13 protein-coding genes, 2 tRNA genes and 1 pseudogene are annotated in these 15,705 nt (G+C 59.3%); 9 read left to right on the top strand and 7 right to left on the bottom strand.

Annotated features, from left to right (window positions below):
- Positions 1-30: 30 nt before the first annotated feature.
- The 4 genes from PPTH39_RS19920 to PPTH39_RS19905 form a co-directional block, all read right to left on the bottom strand.
- On the bottom strand, positions 31-975 hold the full coding sequence (locus tag PPTH39_RS19920; RefSeq protein ID WP_232527665.1) for a FecR family protein: 945 nt from the start codon (positions 973-975) through the stop codon (positions 31-33).
- Positions 968-1,486: an RNA polymerase sigma factor gene (locus PPTH39_RS19915; protein ID WP_095017812.1), complete on the bottom strand. Its 519-nt coding sequence runs from the start codon at positions 1,484-1,486 to the stop codon at positions 968-970. Before PPTH39_RS19915 ends, PPTH39_RS19920 begins: the two co-directional genes overlap by 8 nt.
- 306 nt (positions 1,487-1,792) lie before the next feature.
- Positions 1,793-1,883: transfer RNA gene (locus tag PPTH39_RS19910), tRNA-Ser, on the bottom strand.
- A gap of 184 nt (positions 1,884-2,067) precedes the next feature.
- Positions 2,068-2,144: transfer RNA gene (locus PPTH39_RS19905), tRNA-Arg, on the bottom strand.
- Positions 2,145-2,491: 347 nt separating this feature from the next.
- Here PPTH39_RS19905 and gabD point away from each other — a divergent pair.
- The 3 genes from gabD to PPTH39_RS19890 all read left to right on the top strand — a co-directional run bounded on the left by gabD (position 2,492) and on the right by PPTH39_RS19890 (position 6,782).
- Positions 2,492-3,934: an NADP-dependent succinate-semialdehyde dehydrogenase gene (gene gabD, locus PPTH39_RS19900; protein WP_095000664.1), complete on the top strand. Its 1,443-nt coding sequence runs from the start codon at positions 2,492-2,494 to the stop codon at positions 3,932-3,934.
- A gap of 177 nt (positions 3,935-4,111) precedes the next feature.
- Positions 4,112-5,395 carry a 4-aminobutyrate--2-oxoglutarate transaminase gene (gabT, locus tag PPTH39_RS19895; RefSeq protein ID WP_130872341.1) on the top strand — a complete coding sequence of 428 codons (1,284 nt, stop codon included), beginning with the start codon at positions 4,112-4,114 and terminating at the stop codon, positions 5,393-5,395.
- 145 nt (positions 5,396-5,540) lie between these two features.
- Positions 5,541-6,782 carry an HDOD domain-containing protein gene (locus PPTH39_RS19890; protein WP_130872340.1) on the top strand — a complete coding sequence of 414 codons (1,242 nt, stop codon included), beginning with the start codon at positions 5,541-5,543 and terminating at the stop codon, positions 6,780-6,782.
- Between the two features lie 79 nt (positions 6,783-6,861).
- Here PPTH39_RS19890 and desA read toward each other — a convergent pair whose 3' ends face one another.
- Positions 6,862-8,046, bottom strand: coding sequence for a delta-9 fatty acid desaturase DesA (desA, locus tag PPTH39_RS19885; RefSeq protein WP_165446538.1), 1,185 nt, complete (start codon positions 8,044-8,046; stop codon positions 6,862-6,864).
- A 149-nt stretch (positions 8,047-8,195) separates the two neighbouring features.
- Between desA and dibA the strand changes: the two genes are divergently transcribed.
- Complete coding sequence (dibA, locus tag PPTH39_RS19880) at positions 8,196-10,118, top strand: phosphodiesterase DibA (RefSeq protein ID WP_130872339.1); 1,923 nt, start codon at positions 8,196-8,198, stop codon at positions 10,116-10,118.
- 7 nt (positions 10,119-10,125) lie between these two features.
- Here dibA and PPTH39_RS19875 read toward each other — a convergent pair whose 3' ends face one another.
- Positions 10,126-10,410, bottom strand: a complete 285-nt coding sequence (locus tag PPTH39_RS19875; RefSeq protein WP_016782995.1) for a hypothetical protein — start codon at positions 10,408-10,410, stop codon at positions 10,126-10,128.
- A gap of 125 nt (positions 10,411-10,535) precedes the next feature.
- Here PPTH39_RS19875 and PPTH39_RS19870 point away from each other — a divergent pair, with 125 nt between their 5' ends.
- Positions 10,536-11,195: a glutathione S-transferase family protein gene (locus PPTH39_RS19870; protein WP_095000669.1), complete on the top strand. Its 660-nt coding sequence runs from the start codon at positions 10,536-10,538 to the stop codon at positions 11,193-11,195.
- 143 nt (positions 11,196-11,338) lie between these two features.
- Here the strand turns inward: PPTH39_RS19870 and argH are convergent, their stop codons facing one another.
- Positions 11,339-12,733 carry an argininosuccinate lyase gene (gene argH / locus PPTH39_RS19865; protein ID WP_095000670.1) on the bottom strand — a complete coding sequence of 465 codons (1,395 nt, stop codon included), beginning with the start codon at positions 12,731-12,733 and terminating at the stop codon, positions 11,339-11,341.
- Between the two features lie 257 nt (positions 12,734-12,990).
- Here argH and PPTH39_RS19860 point away from each other — a divergent pair.
- The 4 genes and pseudogenes from PPTH39_RS19860 to PPTH39_RS19845 form a co-directional block, all read left to right on the top strand.
- Positions 12,991-13,122 (top strand): annotated as a pseudogene (locus PPTH39_RS19860) (sensor histidine kinase); the annotation flags it as partial.
- Positions 13,119-13,865 (top strand): LytR/AlgR family response regulator transcription factor, encoded by a 747-nt coding sequence (locus PPTH39_RS19855; RefSeq protein ID WP_095000671.1) that lies wholly within the window; start codon positions 13,119-13,121, stop codon positions 13,863-13,865. The pseudogene PPTH39_RS19860 and the gene PPTH39_RS19855, both read left to right, overlap by 4 nt.
- Positions 13,866-13,991: 126 nt before the next feature.
- The gene (hemC, locus tag PPTH39_RS19850) at positions 13,992-14,933 is read left to right on the top strand and encodes a hydroxymethylbilane synthase (RefSeq protein ID WP_095000672.1); all 942 of its coding nucleotides are present in this window, start codon (positions 13,992-13,994) and stop codon (positions 14,931-14,933) included.
- A complete protein-coding gene (locus PPTH39_RS19845) occupies positions 14,930-15,697 on the top strand; it encodes a uroporphyrinogen-III synthase (RefSeq protein WP_095020091.1) in 768 nt (255 codons plus the stop codon). The genes hemC and PPTH39_RS19845 overlap by 4 nt, the downstream gene beginning before the upstream one ends.
- Positions 15,698-15,705 lie beyond the last annotated feature (8 nt).

Below are 15,705 nucleotides of genomic sequence, written 5' to 3'. Positions count from 1 at the left end.
GGATCTTGCAGTGCCTGTGCGAAATTATTTTCAGTGCACCCACGCCACAAAGGGCAGGTAGGTGATGTTGAGGCCGTAACGCTGTTCCAGGGTATGCAGCAGGTTCTGTGGATCGTTGAGGTCGAACACCCCGCTGATCTGCATGGCGCCGAGTGTTGCATCGGGCAGCACGATACGGCCGTATTGATAGCGCTCCAGTTCGGCGAGTACGTCCTGCAAGGGTTTACGGTTGAAGATCAGCTTGCCGCGGTGCCAGGCGGTGAGGGCATTGGCATCAACCTGCTGGCGCTCGGCGACAGCCTGGCCTGGTTGATACAGTGCCTGCTGGTTGGGTTGCAGCTCCAGGGTTTGCGTCTGGTGCTGCACTTGCACCGCGCCCGAGGCGACCAGTACACGGGTCTGAACTGCATCGCGGCGCACGCTGAAGGCCCCGTTTTTAGCCGCCACCCGGTCTTGCCCGGCCTGGACGATAAAGGGGCGCGACGGGTCATCGGCCAACTCGAACAGGGCTTCGCCCTTGCGCAAGATGACGCTACGTTGATTGCCCGTGAAGTCGACCGACAACGCCGTGGCGCTGTTCAACGTGACACGCGTGCCATCGCTCAACAGCCATTGCTGGCGCTGACCGACCCCGGTGTGATGAGTGTCGGACCAGCTTGGTACATAGTCCGTAGCGCCATACCCGAGTACGGCCAGTAGCAACCCCGCCGCCAGCCCGTTGGCCCAGCGATAAGCCCGGCGGCGCGGTCTTGCGCGATGTTGCTCGGCGCTGGCGGTCAGACCGATATCCGCCCATAGCGCTTCGGCCTCTTGGGCCGCGGTTTTGTGCGCCGGGCTCAACTGTTGCCAGCGCTGATAGTCCAGGCGCTGGCGTGCGCTGGCTTCGCCCGAGTGCAGCAGGGTCTGCCAGTCGATGGCCTGATCGTCGAGATCGTCAGGGGAGGGCGTTGAAGGCATCACGGCACGCTCAGGCATGGTTGTCTTTTAGCCAGTCACGGCAGTGGCGCAAGGCCTGGCCAATGTATTTTGCCACCATACTTGGCGACACGCCCAGTTCGACGGCGATCTGGGCTTGGGTCATGCCGTCGATGCGACTCAGCAGTAACGCCTGGCGGGCATTGGGCGACAGTTGTTGCAGCGCCTCATCCAGAATGCCGATGCGCTCGGTGGCCAGCAGCAGACCTTCGGGCGGCAGCCCCGGATCAGCGATTTGCAGTGAAGGCGGTTCGCCGCTCAGGTTGCGTGTCTGGCGCTGATCCACGCGCAAGGCATCGATGGCCAGGTTGCCCGCCACCTTGAAAATAAAGTGCCGGTCATTAAGTACCGTGACCGCCTCGGGGTCGATTTTTGCCAGCTTGATCCAGGTTTCCTGCGCCACATCCGCTGCCCGATGCCGGTCACGCAGGCGCCGGGTCAGGAACGACAACAGATCGTCGTAGTGCTCCTGAAAACTGGCCAGCAGGCTGGAGGGTGAAGGCGAGGGCATGGAGCAGGGCTCAGGCGTTAATGAGAAGCCGTATCATTAACGATTGAACCCGATGGCGCAACGACTCTTGCTGGGATGAGCATTGAGTTATAGCGGTCGACAAGTCTTGTGGGAGTGTGGCTTGCCCGCGATGGCATCAATGCGGTCTGGCAGGACGACCGCGCCGCTTGAGTCGAGAGCAAGCCCGCTCCCACAGTTTTCTGCGGACGCGACAAAACCTTGCGCAGGTGCACATCGGGTTTGATTGGGTAGGGGGGAAAACGCGGTTCCCTTGAACAAGGGAACGCATTCAGGTGCCACAAATAATGGCGGAGAACGGGGGATTCGAACCCCCGACACCCTTTTGAGGTGTACTCCCTTAGCAGGGGAGCGCCTTCGGCCACTCGGCCAGCTCTCCGCGAAACGCCGCGTATAGTAACCAGCCTTTCGTCAGTTGCCCATAGAAAATTTAACCGGATCTGCGTTTTGCGCAGAAAAGCTCAAAAAACAGGCGTGCGATCGCTCACCGGGTTCTCGGTGGGAGGCAAAATGCTGTTGGTTACAGGGTTTTGACGCGATTCCCTTGAGCAAGGGAAAAAGAATGGTGCACCAGGCGGGATTCGAACCCACGACCCCTGCCTTCGGAGGGCAGTACTCTATCCAGCTGAGCTACTGGTGCGACGCGGCCGCCATCATACTCATCTGCGTGTCAGTCGTCCATGCCGCTGATTCGTGAGGTGTTTCCTTACGCGTTATGGGCTATTAATGGGGGCCGGGCTATAAAACGGTGAAGTCTGGCAGCTTGTTCTTTTTTTCGAACAGGCTATTGTCCTTTACCCCCTTTATCCCTAGGATTCGTTTGAGATTTCAAACGCTCTTGTCTGGGTGCTGAATCGCACGGCATGTTCTTTGTGCGTCATTTAGATACTTTGGCAGTGAATGACTTCCTGACGGCAGCCTTCCACGGCGCCTTTCTACTTTAATAATTCGCTCCGCGCCTGCGCGGTGCTGTTAAGGAAAGCCCACATGCAGCTCAAAGACGCACAGTTGTTCCGCCAGCAAGCCTATATCGATGGTGCCTGGGTTGATGCGGACGGTGGCCAGACCATCAAGGTCAACAACCCGGCTACCGGTGAAATCATCGGCACAGTGCCAAAGATGGGCGCGGTTGAAACCCGTCGTGCCATTGAAGCCGCAGACAAAGCGTTGCCAGCCTGGCGTGCCCTGACCGCCAAAGAGCGTGCAACCAAGCTGCGTCGCTGGTTTGAGCTGCTGATCGAAAACCAGGACGACCTCGGCCGCCTGATGACCCTGGAGCAGGGCAAGCCACTGGCCGAAGCCAAGGGCGAAATCGTTTACGCTGCTTCGTTTATCGAGTGGTTTGCTGAAGAAGCCAAGCGTATTTATGGCGACGTTATCCCGGGCCACCAGCCGGACAAACGTCTGATCGTGATCAAACAACCGATCGGCGTGACCGCTGCCATTACCCCGTGGAACTTCCCGGCAGCCATGATCACCCGTAAAGCCGGCCCGGCCCTGGCCGCCGGTTGCACCATGGTGATCAAGCCAGCTTCGCAAACCCCGTTCTCGGCCCTGGCCCTGGTTGAGCTGGCACACCGTGCCGGCATCCCTAAAGGCGTGTTGAGCGTTGTAACCGGCAGTGCCGGCGATATCGGCGGCGAGCTGACCAGCAACCCGATCGTGCGCAAGCTGTCCTTCACCGGCTCGACCGAAATCGGTCGTCAGTTGATGGCCGAATGCGCCAAGGACATCAAGAAAGTGTCGCTGGAGCTGGGCGGCAACGCACCTTTTATCGTGTTCGACGATGCGGACCTGGATAAAGCCGTAGAAGGCGCGATCATCTCCAAATACCGCAACAACGGTCAGACCTGCGTATGTGCCAACCGCCTGTACATTCAGGACTCGGTCTACGACGCATTCGCAGAAAAACTGAAAGTAGCGGTGGCCAAGCTCAAGATCGGCAATGGTCTGGACGAAGGCACCACCACAGGCCCCCTGATCGATGACAAGGCCGTGGCCAAGGTCAAGGAGCACATCGCTGACGCACTGAGCAAGGGCGCGACCCTGCTGACCGGCGGCAACAGCCTGGAAGGCAGCTTCTTCGAGCCGACCATTTTGGTGAACGTGCCGAAAAACGCCGCTGTGGCGAAGGAAGAAACCTTCGGCCCGCTGGCGCCGCTGTTCCGTTTCAAGGACGAAGCTGAAGTGATCGCGATGGCCAACGATACGGAGTTCGGCCTGGCGTCGTACTTCTATGCCCGCGACCTGAGCCGTGTATTCCGTGTGGCTGAAGCCCTGGAGTACGGCATGGTGGGCGTCAACACTGGCCTGATCTCCAACGAAGTCGCGCCGTTTGGCGGGATCAAGGCGTCGGGCCTGGGCCGTGAAGGCTCCAAGTACGGCATCGAAGACTACCTGGAAATCAAATATCTCTGCCTGGGCATCTAACCCGGCGGGTGGTTCAAGCAGAGGGGGCACGAGAGCGATGCTTCCCCTGCGTTTCAAACTGTTAATTTTTGTGGCCGGGAGCGCCATGCCAGTCGATCATCGCATGCTGGCATGGGTGTCTGCCTGGCGCGTCAGCCTTGAACCACGCCGCTTGATCAGCGGCGAATGAGGAACACCATGAGCAACAAGACCAACGCATCCCTGATGAAACGCCGTGAAGCCGCTGTTCCGCGCGGTGTTGGCCAGATCCACCCGATCTTCGCCGAGTCGGCAAAAAACGCCACCGTTACCGACGTTGAAGGCCGCGAGTTCATCGACTTCGCCGGCGGTATCGCGGTACTGAACACCGGTCACCTGCACCCGAAAATCATTGCCGCCGTTCAAGAGCAACTGACCAAGCTGACCCACACCTGCTTCCAGGTACTGGCTTACGAGCCTTACGTCGAGCTGTGCGAAAAGATCAACGCCAAGGTCCCGGGCAATTTCGACAAGAAAACCCTGTTGGTCACCACCGGTTCCGAAGCCGTTGAAAACGCCGTGAAAATCGCTCGTGCCGCAACTGGCCGTGCCGGCGTGATCGCCTTCACTGGCGCATACCATGGCCGTACCATGATGACCCTGGGCCTGACCGGGAAAGTCGTACCGTACTCGGCAGGCATGGGTCTGATGCCAGGCGGTATCTTCCGCGCGCTGTACCCGTGCGAACTGCATGGCGTGAGCGTGGATGACTCCATCGCCAGCATCGAGCGCATTTTCAAGAACGACGCCGAGCCTAAAGACATCGCTGCCATCATCATCGAGCCGGTACAGGGCGAAGGTGGTTTCTATGTGGCGCCGAAAGCGTTCATGGCCCGTCTGCGCGAGCTGTGCGACAAGCACGGCATCCTGCTGATCGCCGACGAAGTGCAAACCGGCGCTGGCCGTACCGGCACGTTCTTCGCCATGGAACAGATGGGCGTCACTGCCGACCTGACCACCTTCGCCAAGTCCATCGCTGGCGGCTTCCCGCTGGCCGGTGTGTGCGGCAAGGCCGAGTACATGGACGCCATCGCTCCAGGCGGTCTGGGCGGCACCTATGCCGGTAGCCCGATTGCTTGCGCAGCAGCGCTGGCGGTACTGGATGTGTTTGAAGAAGAGCACCTGCTGGACCGTTGCAAGGAAGTCGGCGAGCGCCTGGTAACCGGCCTCAAGGCTATCCAGGCCAAGCACCCGGTGATCGGTGATGTGCGTGCGTTGGGCGCGATGATCGCGGTCGAGCTGTTCGAAGGCGGCGATTCGCACAAGCCAAATCCGACGGCAGTGGCACAAGTGGTTGCCAAGGCTCGCGACAAGGGTCTGATCCTGCTGTCGTGCGGCACTTACGGCAACGTCCTGCGTGTACTGGTACCGCTGACCTCGCCTAACGAGCAATTGGACAAAGGTCTGGCCATCATCGAGGAGTGCTTCGCTGAACTGGCGTGAGCTGCGCACCTGACGGTGTGACCTGATAGACAAAAAAACCGCTTCGGCGGTTTTTTTGCGTCTGAAGCGTCTATTTGGGTGTTTTGGCCTGTATCCGCGTGCGCCCTTTGACTAAGGTGCCTGTATCGCACGGGGAGCAAACTGGATGACGGTTGTAGATTTAATGGCAGCACCCACTGTATTGATTGCCGAGGCCGATCCCTGGACTCGGGATTTGCTCAAGCAAGTGGTGCTGACGGTACGTTGCGACGCTCAACTGGATGTCTGTGGCGACGGTCAGCAGGCGCTTGCGCAGTTGGGCAGGAAAACTTATGGCCTGGTGATTGCTGACCGTGAGCTGCCGGGTGTAGGTGGTCTGGATCTGTTGCGCACTGTGCGCCAACGCCGCGCGGTTGCAGCGCAGCCATTTATTTTGTTGAGTGCACGCAATGACAGCGCCAGTGTGCGCGAAGCCTTGCCGCTGGCGCCAACGGCTTATCTGACCACACCCTTGGATATTGCCGGCCTGACCAGGCGCCTCAAGAGCCTGCTGCTCTCGGCGGGGCAAGAGATTTCGTGTGACGTACCGGCACTGGCGCCAGGCATGACCCTCAAGCGTTTTCTGGAGCAGCGCCGCGCGTCTTCAGATGGCGCGCCGCTAAGAGTGGATGCGCAATCGGCGCTCAAGGGCAGCCTCACGCCTGAAGGGGTGGACCTGGCACGGCTTGAGCAGCAAGTACGCGCCGATCCACAAATTACGGCGGTGCTGATTGCGGCCGCCAACAGTGCGGCGCAGCACCTTGTGAGCCCGGCCCAGACCCTTGCGCAAGCCATGCAGCGGCTGGGGCCTGCGCAAAGCGTGAACCTGGTCCAGGGGCTTACTCTCAAGTACAGCGCGCAGTTGAGCGATCCTTGCCTGGCGGACTACGCCGAGCGTTACTGGGCGTTGTCCCAGCGCGCGGCAGACTATGGCCGCACATTGGCAGGCATGTTGAATCTGGATCAGGAGCGTTGTTTCTGCGCCGGGTTGTTGCACTGTCTGGGTGATCTGGCCTTGGTGCGTTGCTTGCAGGAGTGGCGCCAGGCGGGTGGGGGGCTGGATACCCAGGCTATTGATGCCTCTCTGGCCGAGTTTGGCGCAGCCTATGGTTCAGCCTTGCGCACGCGCTGGCGATTGCCGCTGGAGCTGCGGGAGTTGATTGCGGCGATGTATCACCTGGGTGGCGGGGTGTACTCGCGAGAAGCGCTGGTGATGAACCTGGCGGCGCAAGTGGCCAATCTGGAGTCGGAAGAGGGGATTGCCGAGGTGGCCGGCGGGAAGACGGCGCGCTTGTTGCGGGTGGGTATGTCGCAGCTTTCGCAATTGATCAAGAGCCCCTCACCCTCTCCCGGAGGGAGAGGGGACTAAAGGCAAAAGCGGATTTTCGTCACATTGAAGATCAGCCCCCTCTCCCTCCGGGAGAGGGTTGGGGTGAGGGCGCTTGCTCTTAAACCGCTGCAGGGCGCAGCGAGTAGGTCTTGAGCTGGTGGGCAAAGTCGCGCAGCGACTGGATCCCGCTGGCTTCTGCCTCGTGAACCCATTCCTTGATCGCCGCCAGCATGTCGTGACCGTTGGTGCTGGTTTTGACCCAGATCTGTTGCAGGGCCAGCCGCTTCTCGTAAATCACTTTCAGTGAGTGGCTATGCTCCAGCATCTTTTCAATACGCTGATGGTGGCGGTCTTCAAGCAGGCTGGTTTCGCGCGACAGCAGACGCTTGGCGCGGCGGAACTGATGACGCACCGAATGATCGACCTTGGCCAGCTCTTGCTGCACCAGCGGTGCAATCACCAGCTTGCGGTACTGGGCCATGATCTGGAAACGGTTGTTGAGGATCGCCATGGCGGTGTCCATATCCAGATTGCCCTTGCCTTCCACCCGGTGGGCGATAGGCGCAACACGCTGAACCTTGGCCAGGCGCAAAAAGCTGAAGACCTTGATCCAGGCCCAACCCAGGTCGAACTCCCACTTCTTGACCGACATCTTGGCCGAGTTGGGGTAGGTGTGGTGGTTGTTGTGCAGCTCTTCACCGCCAATGATGATGCCCCAAGGCACCAGATTGGTGGCTGCGTCGCGGCATTCGAAGTTGCGATAACCCACCGCGTGACCCAAACCGTTGACCACACCTGCCGCCCACACCGGGATCCACATCATCTGGATGGCCCAGATAGTCAGGCCGATAGCACCGAACAGCAACAGGTCGATGACCAGCATGAGCGCCACGCCGAGCATTTTGTAACGCGAATAAAGGTTTCGCTCAATCCAGTCTTCAGGGCAGTTTTTGCCATAAATACGCAATGTTTCAGGATTTTGCGCTTCTTCACGATACAGCTCTGCACCTTTTCGCAAAACGGTCGATAACCCTTTGATAACCGGGCTGTGCGGGTCATCGACGGTTTCGCATTTGGCGTGGTGCTTGCGGTGGATGGCTGTCCACTCACGGGTATTCTGCGCGGTGGTCAGCCACAGCCAGAAGCGGAAAAAGTGTTTCAGGCCACCATTGAGCTCAAGCGAGCGGTGGGCTGAGTAGCGGTGTAGATAAACCGTGACACCGATAATGGTCACGTGGGTCATCAACAGAGTGACTGCCACCAGTTGCCAGGCTGACAAGTCGAGAAAACCGTTGTACCACATAGGCTGTTTGGCCCTCGGGAAGATGAAAAAAACTGCAACACGCATTATCACCATGCAGCCAGATAAAACCAGTCGGCCTTTCAGATAAGAGTGCCCGGATGTTTCTTACACTATAATTCCCACTTTTTTGTAGGCGCATTAACTTTCTTATGTCTGTTTCTTCTCGCGATGCCTTGCGTACGGCCTTGTTATACGGGCTGCTAGCGGTTTTCTGGCTGCTGGTGACTGATCATTTATTGAACAGTTATTTCGATGATTCAGCACAGTTGGTGCGGTGGCAGCAGGTAAATGGCTATGTTTTTGCCCTGTTCAGCGCCGTACTGATTTTTTTCGCCCGGGCCCGTTTGTTCGATTTTTTGGGGATGAACCCCGGTGTGAAGCGCCAGCTTCAGGATAGGGAGCGCTTGCGTCAGGCAGCGGTGGTGTTTGACTGCACCCGTGAAGGGGTGCTGGTCAGCGACAGCCGCGGGGTGATCGTTCACGTCAACCGTGCCTTGGTTGAAATAACCGGCTACCCGGCCGAAGAGGTGCTTGGCCGACGCCCGAACATGTTCAAGTCGGGTCGCCACGGCCCCGCGTTTTATCAGGCAATGTTCAAGACGATCGATGAGCGCGGCGAGTGGCACGGCGAAATCTGGAACCGGCGCAAAAGCGGCGAGGTCTACCCGCAGTGGCAGACCGTGCGCTCGATTACCGATGACAAAGGCCAGGTCAGTCACTATGTCGCGGTTTTTTCGGATATCTCCGCGATCAAGAACTCCCAGACCGAGCTCGCACGTCTGGTTCACCATGATCCCCTGACTGACCTGCCCAACCGTCTGCTGTTCACCGACCGCACCGAGCAGGCGCTGGCTTCTGCGCAACGCCACCAGACCGGCTGTGCTCTGCTGATGATCGACCTCGATCACTTCAAGATCATCAATGACAGCCTGGGCCACAACGTCGGTGACCTGCTGCTCAAGGCGGTGGCCGAGCGTTTGCTCAGGGTGTTCGGCAAAGGCTTTACCGTGGCTCGGCTGGGCGGTGATGAGTTCGCCGTGCTGGTCGACAGCTGTGAGCACGCGAGCCAGGCCGCCGGGCTTGCGCAGCAGGTGCTGGAGGTCATGAAAGGCCCGTTCGATGTCGACAGGCATCAACTGTTTATCAGCGCCAGCGTCGGCATCAGCGTGTTTCCAGGCGATGCTCTGAACGCCGAGCAATTGCTGCGCAATGCCGACTCGGCTTTGTTCAAGGCCAAAAGTTCGGGACGCGAGGGTTATGCCTTGTACACCGAGGAGCTGACGGCCCATGCCCAATACCGGGTTGAGGTGGCCAGCGATCTGCGCCGCGCCCTGGAGCAGCACGAGCTGCGCGTGTACTACCAGCCGGTGCACAACCTTAAAACCAGCCGCCTGATTGGCGTTGAAGCACTGGTGCGCTGGGAGCACCCGCTGCGGGGGCTGTTGTCACCGGGTGAGTTCATCCCGATTGCGGAACGTACCGGGTTGATCGCCGAGATTGACGCCTGGGTGCTGGAACAAGCCTGTTGGCAGATGGTTCAGTGGCAGGCTGCAGGTGTGGAACTGTCGTTTGTGGCGGTGAATATTTCCAGCCGACTGTTTGCCCGTCCCGAGCTGTTTTCGCTGGTTTCAACGGTACTGGCAGACACCGGGCTGGATCCGGCCTTGCTGGAGCTTGAAGTGACCGAAAGTGCGGTGATGGACAACTCGCAAGTGGCCCTGGAGCAGATGCATCGTCTGCGGGTGCTGGGTTTGCGCCTGGCCATCGATGATTTCGGCACCGGTTTTTCATCTTTGCTGCGACTCAAGCGCCTGCCTGTGCAGAAGCTGAAAATCGATCAGGGCTTTGTCGCCGGCTTGCCTGGGGACAATGATGATGTGGCGATCGTGCGAGCGGTTATCGCACTGGGTCAAAGCATGGGCCTGGAGGTGCATGCCGAAGGGATAGAGCAGGTTGAGCAGGCGCAGTTCCTGCTCGACCTTGACTGCAACCTGGGCCAGGGCTACTGGTTTGGGCGTCCGATGCCTGCCAAGGATCTGGACTGGCAGCGGGCGCCGGCAATTCGCCCCTGAACCGGGCTTAGTCCTTTTCTGGCGGCAGGGTCGGCAGCGCGCGCAGTGCGGCTTCGTACCACTCAGTGTTAAAGGCGCGGTCTTCTTCGAGGATCGCGTCAATCTCCACGGCCAACACATGGGCCATCATCTGCAGAATATCGTCGCGCTCGTAGCCGACCAGGGTCAGTTTGTTGAACGTGGCTTTGGCAGCAGGCGGGTTGTCGCTTTCAATCTGGTTTTCAATCGCCTGAATCAGGGTGGATTCGGCGAACTCTTCTTCTTCGTTGTCGATATCGGTTGGCTCGCTCATGGGCAGGCTCCTTGGGTAAAGGTTGGCAGTCTAACGGTATTCAGGATGCTGATGCTGCTAGCCAGCCTGATGGCGAAGCTCTATAACAGCTGCTGCCAACCCCAACACGGCCTGGAGGCTTTGTAATGCTCAAGCTTTATGGATTCGCAGTCAGCAACTACTACAACATGGTCAAGCTGGCGCTGCTGGAAAAGGGCGTGCCCTTTGAAGAAGTGCCGTTTTTCGCTGGCAAGACCCCTGAGGCGCTGGCCATCAGCCCCCGCGGCAAAGTCCCGGCACTGGGCGTTGAACAAGGGTTTATCAACGAAACCAGCGTGATCCTGGAATATATCGAGCAAACCCAATCGGGCCTCAGGCTGCTACCAGTGGATCCGTTTGAGCGTGCGCAGGTGTTGGCACTGGCCAAGGAAATCGAGCTGTATATCGAGTTGCCTGCCCGCGCCTGTTACCCCGAGGCGTTTTTCGGCATGCAAGTGCCCGACGCGATCAAGGAAAAGGCCCGCACCGAGCTGCTCGACGGTATCGCCTCCCTGGGCCGTCACGGCAAGTTCGCGCCTTATGTCGCGGGCGAGACCCTGAGCGTGGCGGATATCTACTTCGCCTTCAGCGTTGATCTGGCCTGTGGCGTCGCACACAAGGTGTTTGGTCTCGACCTGCTGGCCGACATGCCGGGTGCCAAGGCATTGCTGGAGCGTCTGCAGCAAAACCCGCACGTGCAGAAAATCGCCGCGGACAAGGACGCCGCCATGCCGCAGTTTCTGGCGTGGATCAGCAGCAAGAAATAACCAGTACACAGGGTGTCGCCCCCTATTGTGGGAGCGAGCCTGCTCGCGAAGGTCTCAAGAACATCGCGTTTATTCAGCAAAACGCGTTATCCATAACACCTTTCGCCAGCAGGCTCGCTCCCACAGGGGCGCCGCTTTGAGGTTTAACGGCTGGCCAGCAGCGCCTTGCCGCGAACTACTGCCGCTTTCACCTGCGCCGGCGCAGTGCCGCCGATGTGATCACGGGCATTGACCGAACCTTCAAGGGTCAGTACGGCAAACACATCGTCTTCGATCTGATCGCTGAACTGACGCAGTTCTTCGAGGCTCATTTCCGCCAGGTCCTTGCCGGTTTCAACGCCGTACTTCACAGCGTGGCCGACGATTTCGTGGCAGTCACGGAACGGCAGGCCACGGCGCACCAGGTAGTCGGCCAGATCGGTCGCGGTGGAGAAACCACGCAGCGCCGCTTCACGCATGATCGCGTGCTTGGGCTTGATCGCCGGGATCATGTCGGCAAAGGCGCGCAGCGAGTCGCGCAAGGTGTCGGCGGCGTCGAACAGGGGTTCCTTGTCTTCCTGGTTATCCTTGTTGTAGGCCAATGGCTGGCCTTTCATCAGGGTCAGCAGGCCCATCAGCGCACCGAATACACGGCCGCTTTTGCCACGTACCAATTCCGGCACGTCGGGGTTTTTCTTTTGCGGCATGATCGAGCTGCCGGTGCAGAAGCGATCGGGCAGGTCGATAAACTGGAATTGCGCGCTGGTCCATAGCACCAGCTCTTCGGAGAAGCGCGACAAGTGCATCATCGCGATGCTGGCGGCGGCGCAGAATTCGATGGCGAAGTCGCGATCGGAGACGTTGTCCAGCGAGTTGCCGCCCACGGCGTCAAAGCCCAGCAGTTGTGCGGTGAATTCGCGGTCGATCGGGTAGGTGGTGCCCGCCAGTGCGGCGCTGCCCAGAGGCATGCGGTTGGTGCGTTTGCGGCAGTCGACCAGGCGCTCGTAATCGCGGCTGAGCATCTCGAACCAGGCCAGCATATGGTGACCAAATGTTACCGGCTGTGCGGTCTGCAGGTGGGTAAAGCCGGGCATGATGGTCTCGGCTTCACGCTCTGCCTGTTCCAGCAGGCCTTTTTGCAGGCGGGTGATCTCGGCCAGGATCAGATCGATTTCGTCACGTAGCCACAGGCGGATATCGGTCGCAACCTGGTCATTACGGCTACGGCCGGTGTGCAGTTTTTTGCCGGTCACGCCGATGCGGTCGGTCAGACGCGCCTCGATGTTCATGTGCACGTCTTCCAGATCGATGCGCCAGTCAAACGTACCGGCTTCGATTTCGCTCTGGATGGTTTTGAGGCCGTCGATGATGCTGTCGCGTTCGGCATCGGTCAGCACGCCGACCTTGGCCAGCATCGTGGCGTGAGCCACGGAGCCCATGATGTCATGGCGATAAAGGCGCTGGTCGAAAGTGACGGAGGCGGTGAAACGCGCAACGAAGGCGTCGACGGGTTCACTGAAGCGGCCGCCCCAGGACTGATTGGTCTTGTCGGTGCTCATGGATTCGCTCGTAATCGGCTGAGGGGAGTTACACAAATAGTTACCGCGAATCATAACAGGGTTGCCATTCATGGCGTTGACGCAGCTCGGCAGGTTTTTGTGTGAAGTGCGGTATAAATAAATTTCCGAAAGGAAATGTATCGTTTGAATACTTTAGCCTTTGCAACCGTCTACAGTTGGTCGTATGGATCAGTCATAGCAGGTCTTTGTAGATTGCCAGACGTATCCGGTATTAAATCGAGCAATCGAGGCAGGTGAATATTGCTGTGAGGTTTGCGGCACTTTTTGGCCTTCGCGCTAGTCTTAGCGTGGATCGCCGTGACAGTCGTCACATCACCTGTCTACGCTATCCTTGTGCGAGACTCACGCAGGAATACAGCGCTATATGAATGTCCTGATCGTTGATGACGAAACCCTGGCCCGCGAGCATTTGAGCCATTTGCTCAGCACGCTCGGGGGCTATACGTTGCTGGAGCCTGGCGCCACTAATGGCGAAGAGGCACTTAACCTGATCGAAAGCCTGAAACCGGATGTCGTTTTGCTCGATATCCGCCTGCCAGGCCTCGACGGGTTGCAGGTTGCAGCCAAATTGTGCGAGCGCGAGCTACCGCCTTCGGTGGTGTTTTGCGTGGCGCCTGACGAGTTTTCCGTACAGGCCCTGCAAGAGAGCGGTGTCAGCTATGTGCTCAAGCCGGTCACCGCAGATGCCCTGCGTGCTGCCCTGAAAGAGGCGCACCGGCCCAACCGCATCCAGCTGGCTGCACTCACCCGGCCTGCCGCGCAAACCGGCAGTGGCCCACGCAGTCATATCAGTGCCAGAACCCGAAAAGGCATTGAGCTGATCCCTATCGACCAGGTGATCTACTTTATCGCTGACCATAAATACGTGACATTGCGTCACGCTGGCGGTGAAGTTCTGCTCGACGAGCCGCTCAAGGCACTCGAAGACGAGTTTGGTGAACGCTTTGTGCGTATTCACCGTAATGCACTGGTGGCCCGAGACCGCATCGAGCGCTTGCAACGCACGCCCCTTGGGCATTTCCAGCTGTTCCTGCGCGGCCTGAACGGGGATGCGCTGATTGTGAGCCGCAGGCATGTGGCGGGTGTTCGCAAGATGATGCAGCAACTGTAATTCGTGCTCAAAAGGCGTGGATACGCCGTTTTTGGGCCAGGGAGGCCGAGGACTTTCTGATACAAGTCAAAGCTGTTTTGGCTGAGCTGTTATTATCAGCCGTATCTTTTCAGTACGGATTGATCCATGTCCTCTCGCGAAATCCGCATCGCTACCCGTAAAAGCGCCCTGGCTCTTTGGCAGGCCGAATACGTTAAAGCCCGTTTAGAGCAGGCTCACCCCGGTATTTTGGTGACGCTGGTGCCCATGGTCAGCCGTGGTGACAAGCTGCTGGACTCGCCGCTGTCGAAAATTGGCGGCAAGGGGCTCTTCGTCAAGGAGCTGGAAACAGCCCTGCTCGAAAACGAAGCAGACATCGCCGTGCACTCCATGAAAGACGTACCGATGGACTTCCCTGAAGGCCTGGGTCTGTTTTGCATTTGCGAGCGCGAAGATCCGCGTGACGCCTTCGTTTCCAACACCTATGCCAGCCTCGACGATTTGCCTCAGGGCAGCATTGTCGGCACGTCGAGCCTGCGCCGTCAGGCCCAGTTGCTGACTCGCCGTCCGGACCTGCAAATCCGCTTTCTGCGTGGCAACGTCAATACCCGTCTGGCCAAGCTCGATGCAGGTGAATACGACGCCATTATCCTCGCGGCTGCCGGCCTGATTCGCCTCGGTTTTGAACAGCGCATCACATCACCCATCAGCATCGAAGACAGCTTGCCAGCCGGTGGCCAAGGCGCAGTGGGTATCGAATGCCGCAGCGCAGATCCCGAAATCCATGCCCTGCTGACGCCTTTGCATCACGCCGATACGGCCGTGCGCGTTACGGCCGAGCGTGCGCTGAACAAGCATCTCAACGGTGGCTGCCAAGTGCCGATTGCCTGTTATGCCGTGCTTGAAGGCGAGCAAATCTGGCTGCGCGGCCTGGTCGGCGAGCCGAGTGGCGGTGTGTTGCTCAGTGCCGACGCCCGTGCGCCGCGTGCACACGCCAGTGAGTTGGGTGTGCAAGTGGCTGAGGCTCTGCTGGCCCAAGGGGCTGGGGATATTCTCAAAGCCGTTTATGGTGAGGCAGGTCACGAGTGACAGGCTGGCGCTTGCTGCTGACCCGGCCAGCCGAGGAATCGGCCGCGCTGGCCGCTGAGCTGGCGGCTGCCGGGATATATAGCAGCAGCTTGCCACTGCTGGCGATCAGCCCGTTGACCATGACTGAGGCTCAGCGTGCGCTGATTGCGGGTCTTGACCGGTATTGCGCAGTGATTGTGGTCAGCAAACCTGCGGCGCGCCTGGGGCTTGAGCTGGTCAGCCAGTACTGGCCGCATGCGCCCCGGCAGAAGTGGTTTAGCGTTGGCGCCGCGACGGCGCAGATTCTCGCCGATTACGGCCTCGATGTTAGCTACCCTCAACGGGGTGATGACAGCGAGGCGCTGCTGGCGATGCCCGAGTTCAAGTCTGCAGTGGGGGGGGATCAGCCCAGCGTGTTGATCCTGCGTGGGGAGGGTGGTCGCGAGTTGCTCGCGGATCGTCTGCGCAGCATTGGCGCGCAGGTCGACTACCTTGAAGTCTACCGCCGCGTACTGCCGTCATACCCGCCTGCAACCCTGTCCCGGCGGGTTGAAGTGGAACGCCTGAACGCGCTGGTGGTCAGCAGTGGGCAGGGTTTTGAACATTTACGGCAGATGGCAGGCGATTCCTGGCCCATGCTTGGGTGCCTGCCGTTGTTTGTTCCAAGCCCGCGGGTTGCTGAGCTGGCTCGCAGCGCCGGGGCGCAACATGTTGTGGATTGTCGTGGTGCAAGCGCCACGGCTTTGCTGGCGGCGCTGCGGGAGCATCCCGCACCTGCTTTCTAATGCAAAGG

It is taken from the genome of Pseudomonas bubulae, from assembly GCF_900618535.1.
In the GTDB taxonomy this organism is placed as follows: Bacteria; Pseudomonadota; Gammaproteobacteria; order Pseudomonadales; family Pseudomonadaceae; genus Aquipseudomonas; species Aquipseudomonas bubulae.
Note: the sequence above shows the minus strand (reverse complement) of the source record. Positions and strands in the feature narration are given on the sequence as shown.

Coding starts and splice junctions, on each gene's coding strand:
- PPTH39_RS19920 (WP_232527665.1), bottom strand. CDS start 975: ATGCCTGAGCGTGCCGTGATGCCTTCAACGCCCTCCCCTGACGATCTC.
- PPTH39_RS19915 (WP_095017812.1), bottom strand. CDS start 1,486: ATGCCCTCGCCTTCACCCTCCAGCCTGCTGGCCAGTTTTCAGGAGCAC.
- gabD (WP_095000664.1), top strand. CDS start 2,492: ATGCAGCTCAAAGACGCACAGTTGTTCCGCCAGCAAGCCTATATCGAT.
- gabT (WP_130872341.1), top strand. CDS start 4,112: ATGAGCAACAAGACCAACGCATCCCTGATGAAACGCCGTGAAGCCGCT.
- PPTH39_RS19890 (WP_130872340.1), top strand. CDS start 5,541: ATGACGGTTGTAGATTTAATGGCAGCACCCACTGTATTGATTGCCGAG.
- desA (WP_165446538.1), bottom strand. CDS start 8,046: ATGTGGTACAACGGTTTTCTCGACTTGTCAGCCTGGCAACTGGTGGCA.
- dibA (WP_130872339.1), top strand. CDS start 8,196: ATGTCTGTTTCTTCTCGCGATGCCTTGCGTACGGCCTTGTTATACGGG.
- PPTH39_RS19875 (WP_016782995.1), bottom strand. CDS start 10,410: ATGAGCGAGCCAACCGATATCGACAACGAAGAAGAAGAGTTCGCCGAA.
- PPTH39_RS19870 (WP_095000669.1), top strand. CDS start 10,536: ATGCTCAAGCTTTATGGATTCGCAGTCAGCAACTACTACAACATGGTC.
- argH (WP_095000670.1), bottom strand. CDS start 12,733: ATGAGCACCGACAAGACCAATCAGTCCTGGGGCGGCCGCTTCAGTGAA.
- PPTH39_RS19855 (WP_095000671.1), top strand. CDS start 13,119: ATGAATGTCCTGATCGTTGATGACGAAACCCTGGCCCGCGAGCATTTG.
- hemC (WP_095000672.1), top strand. CDS start 13,992: ATGTCCTCTCGCGAAATCCGCATCGCTACCCGTAAAAGCGCCCTGGCT.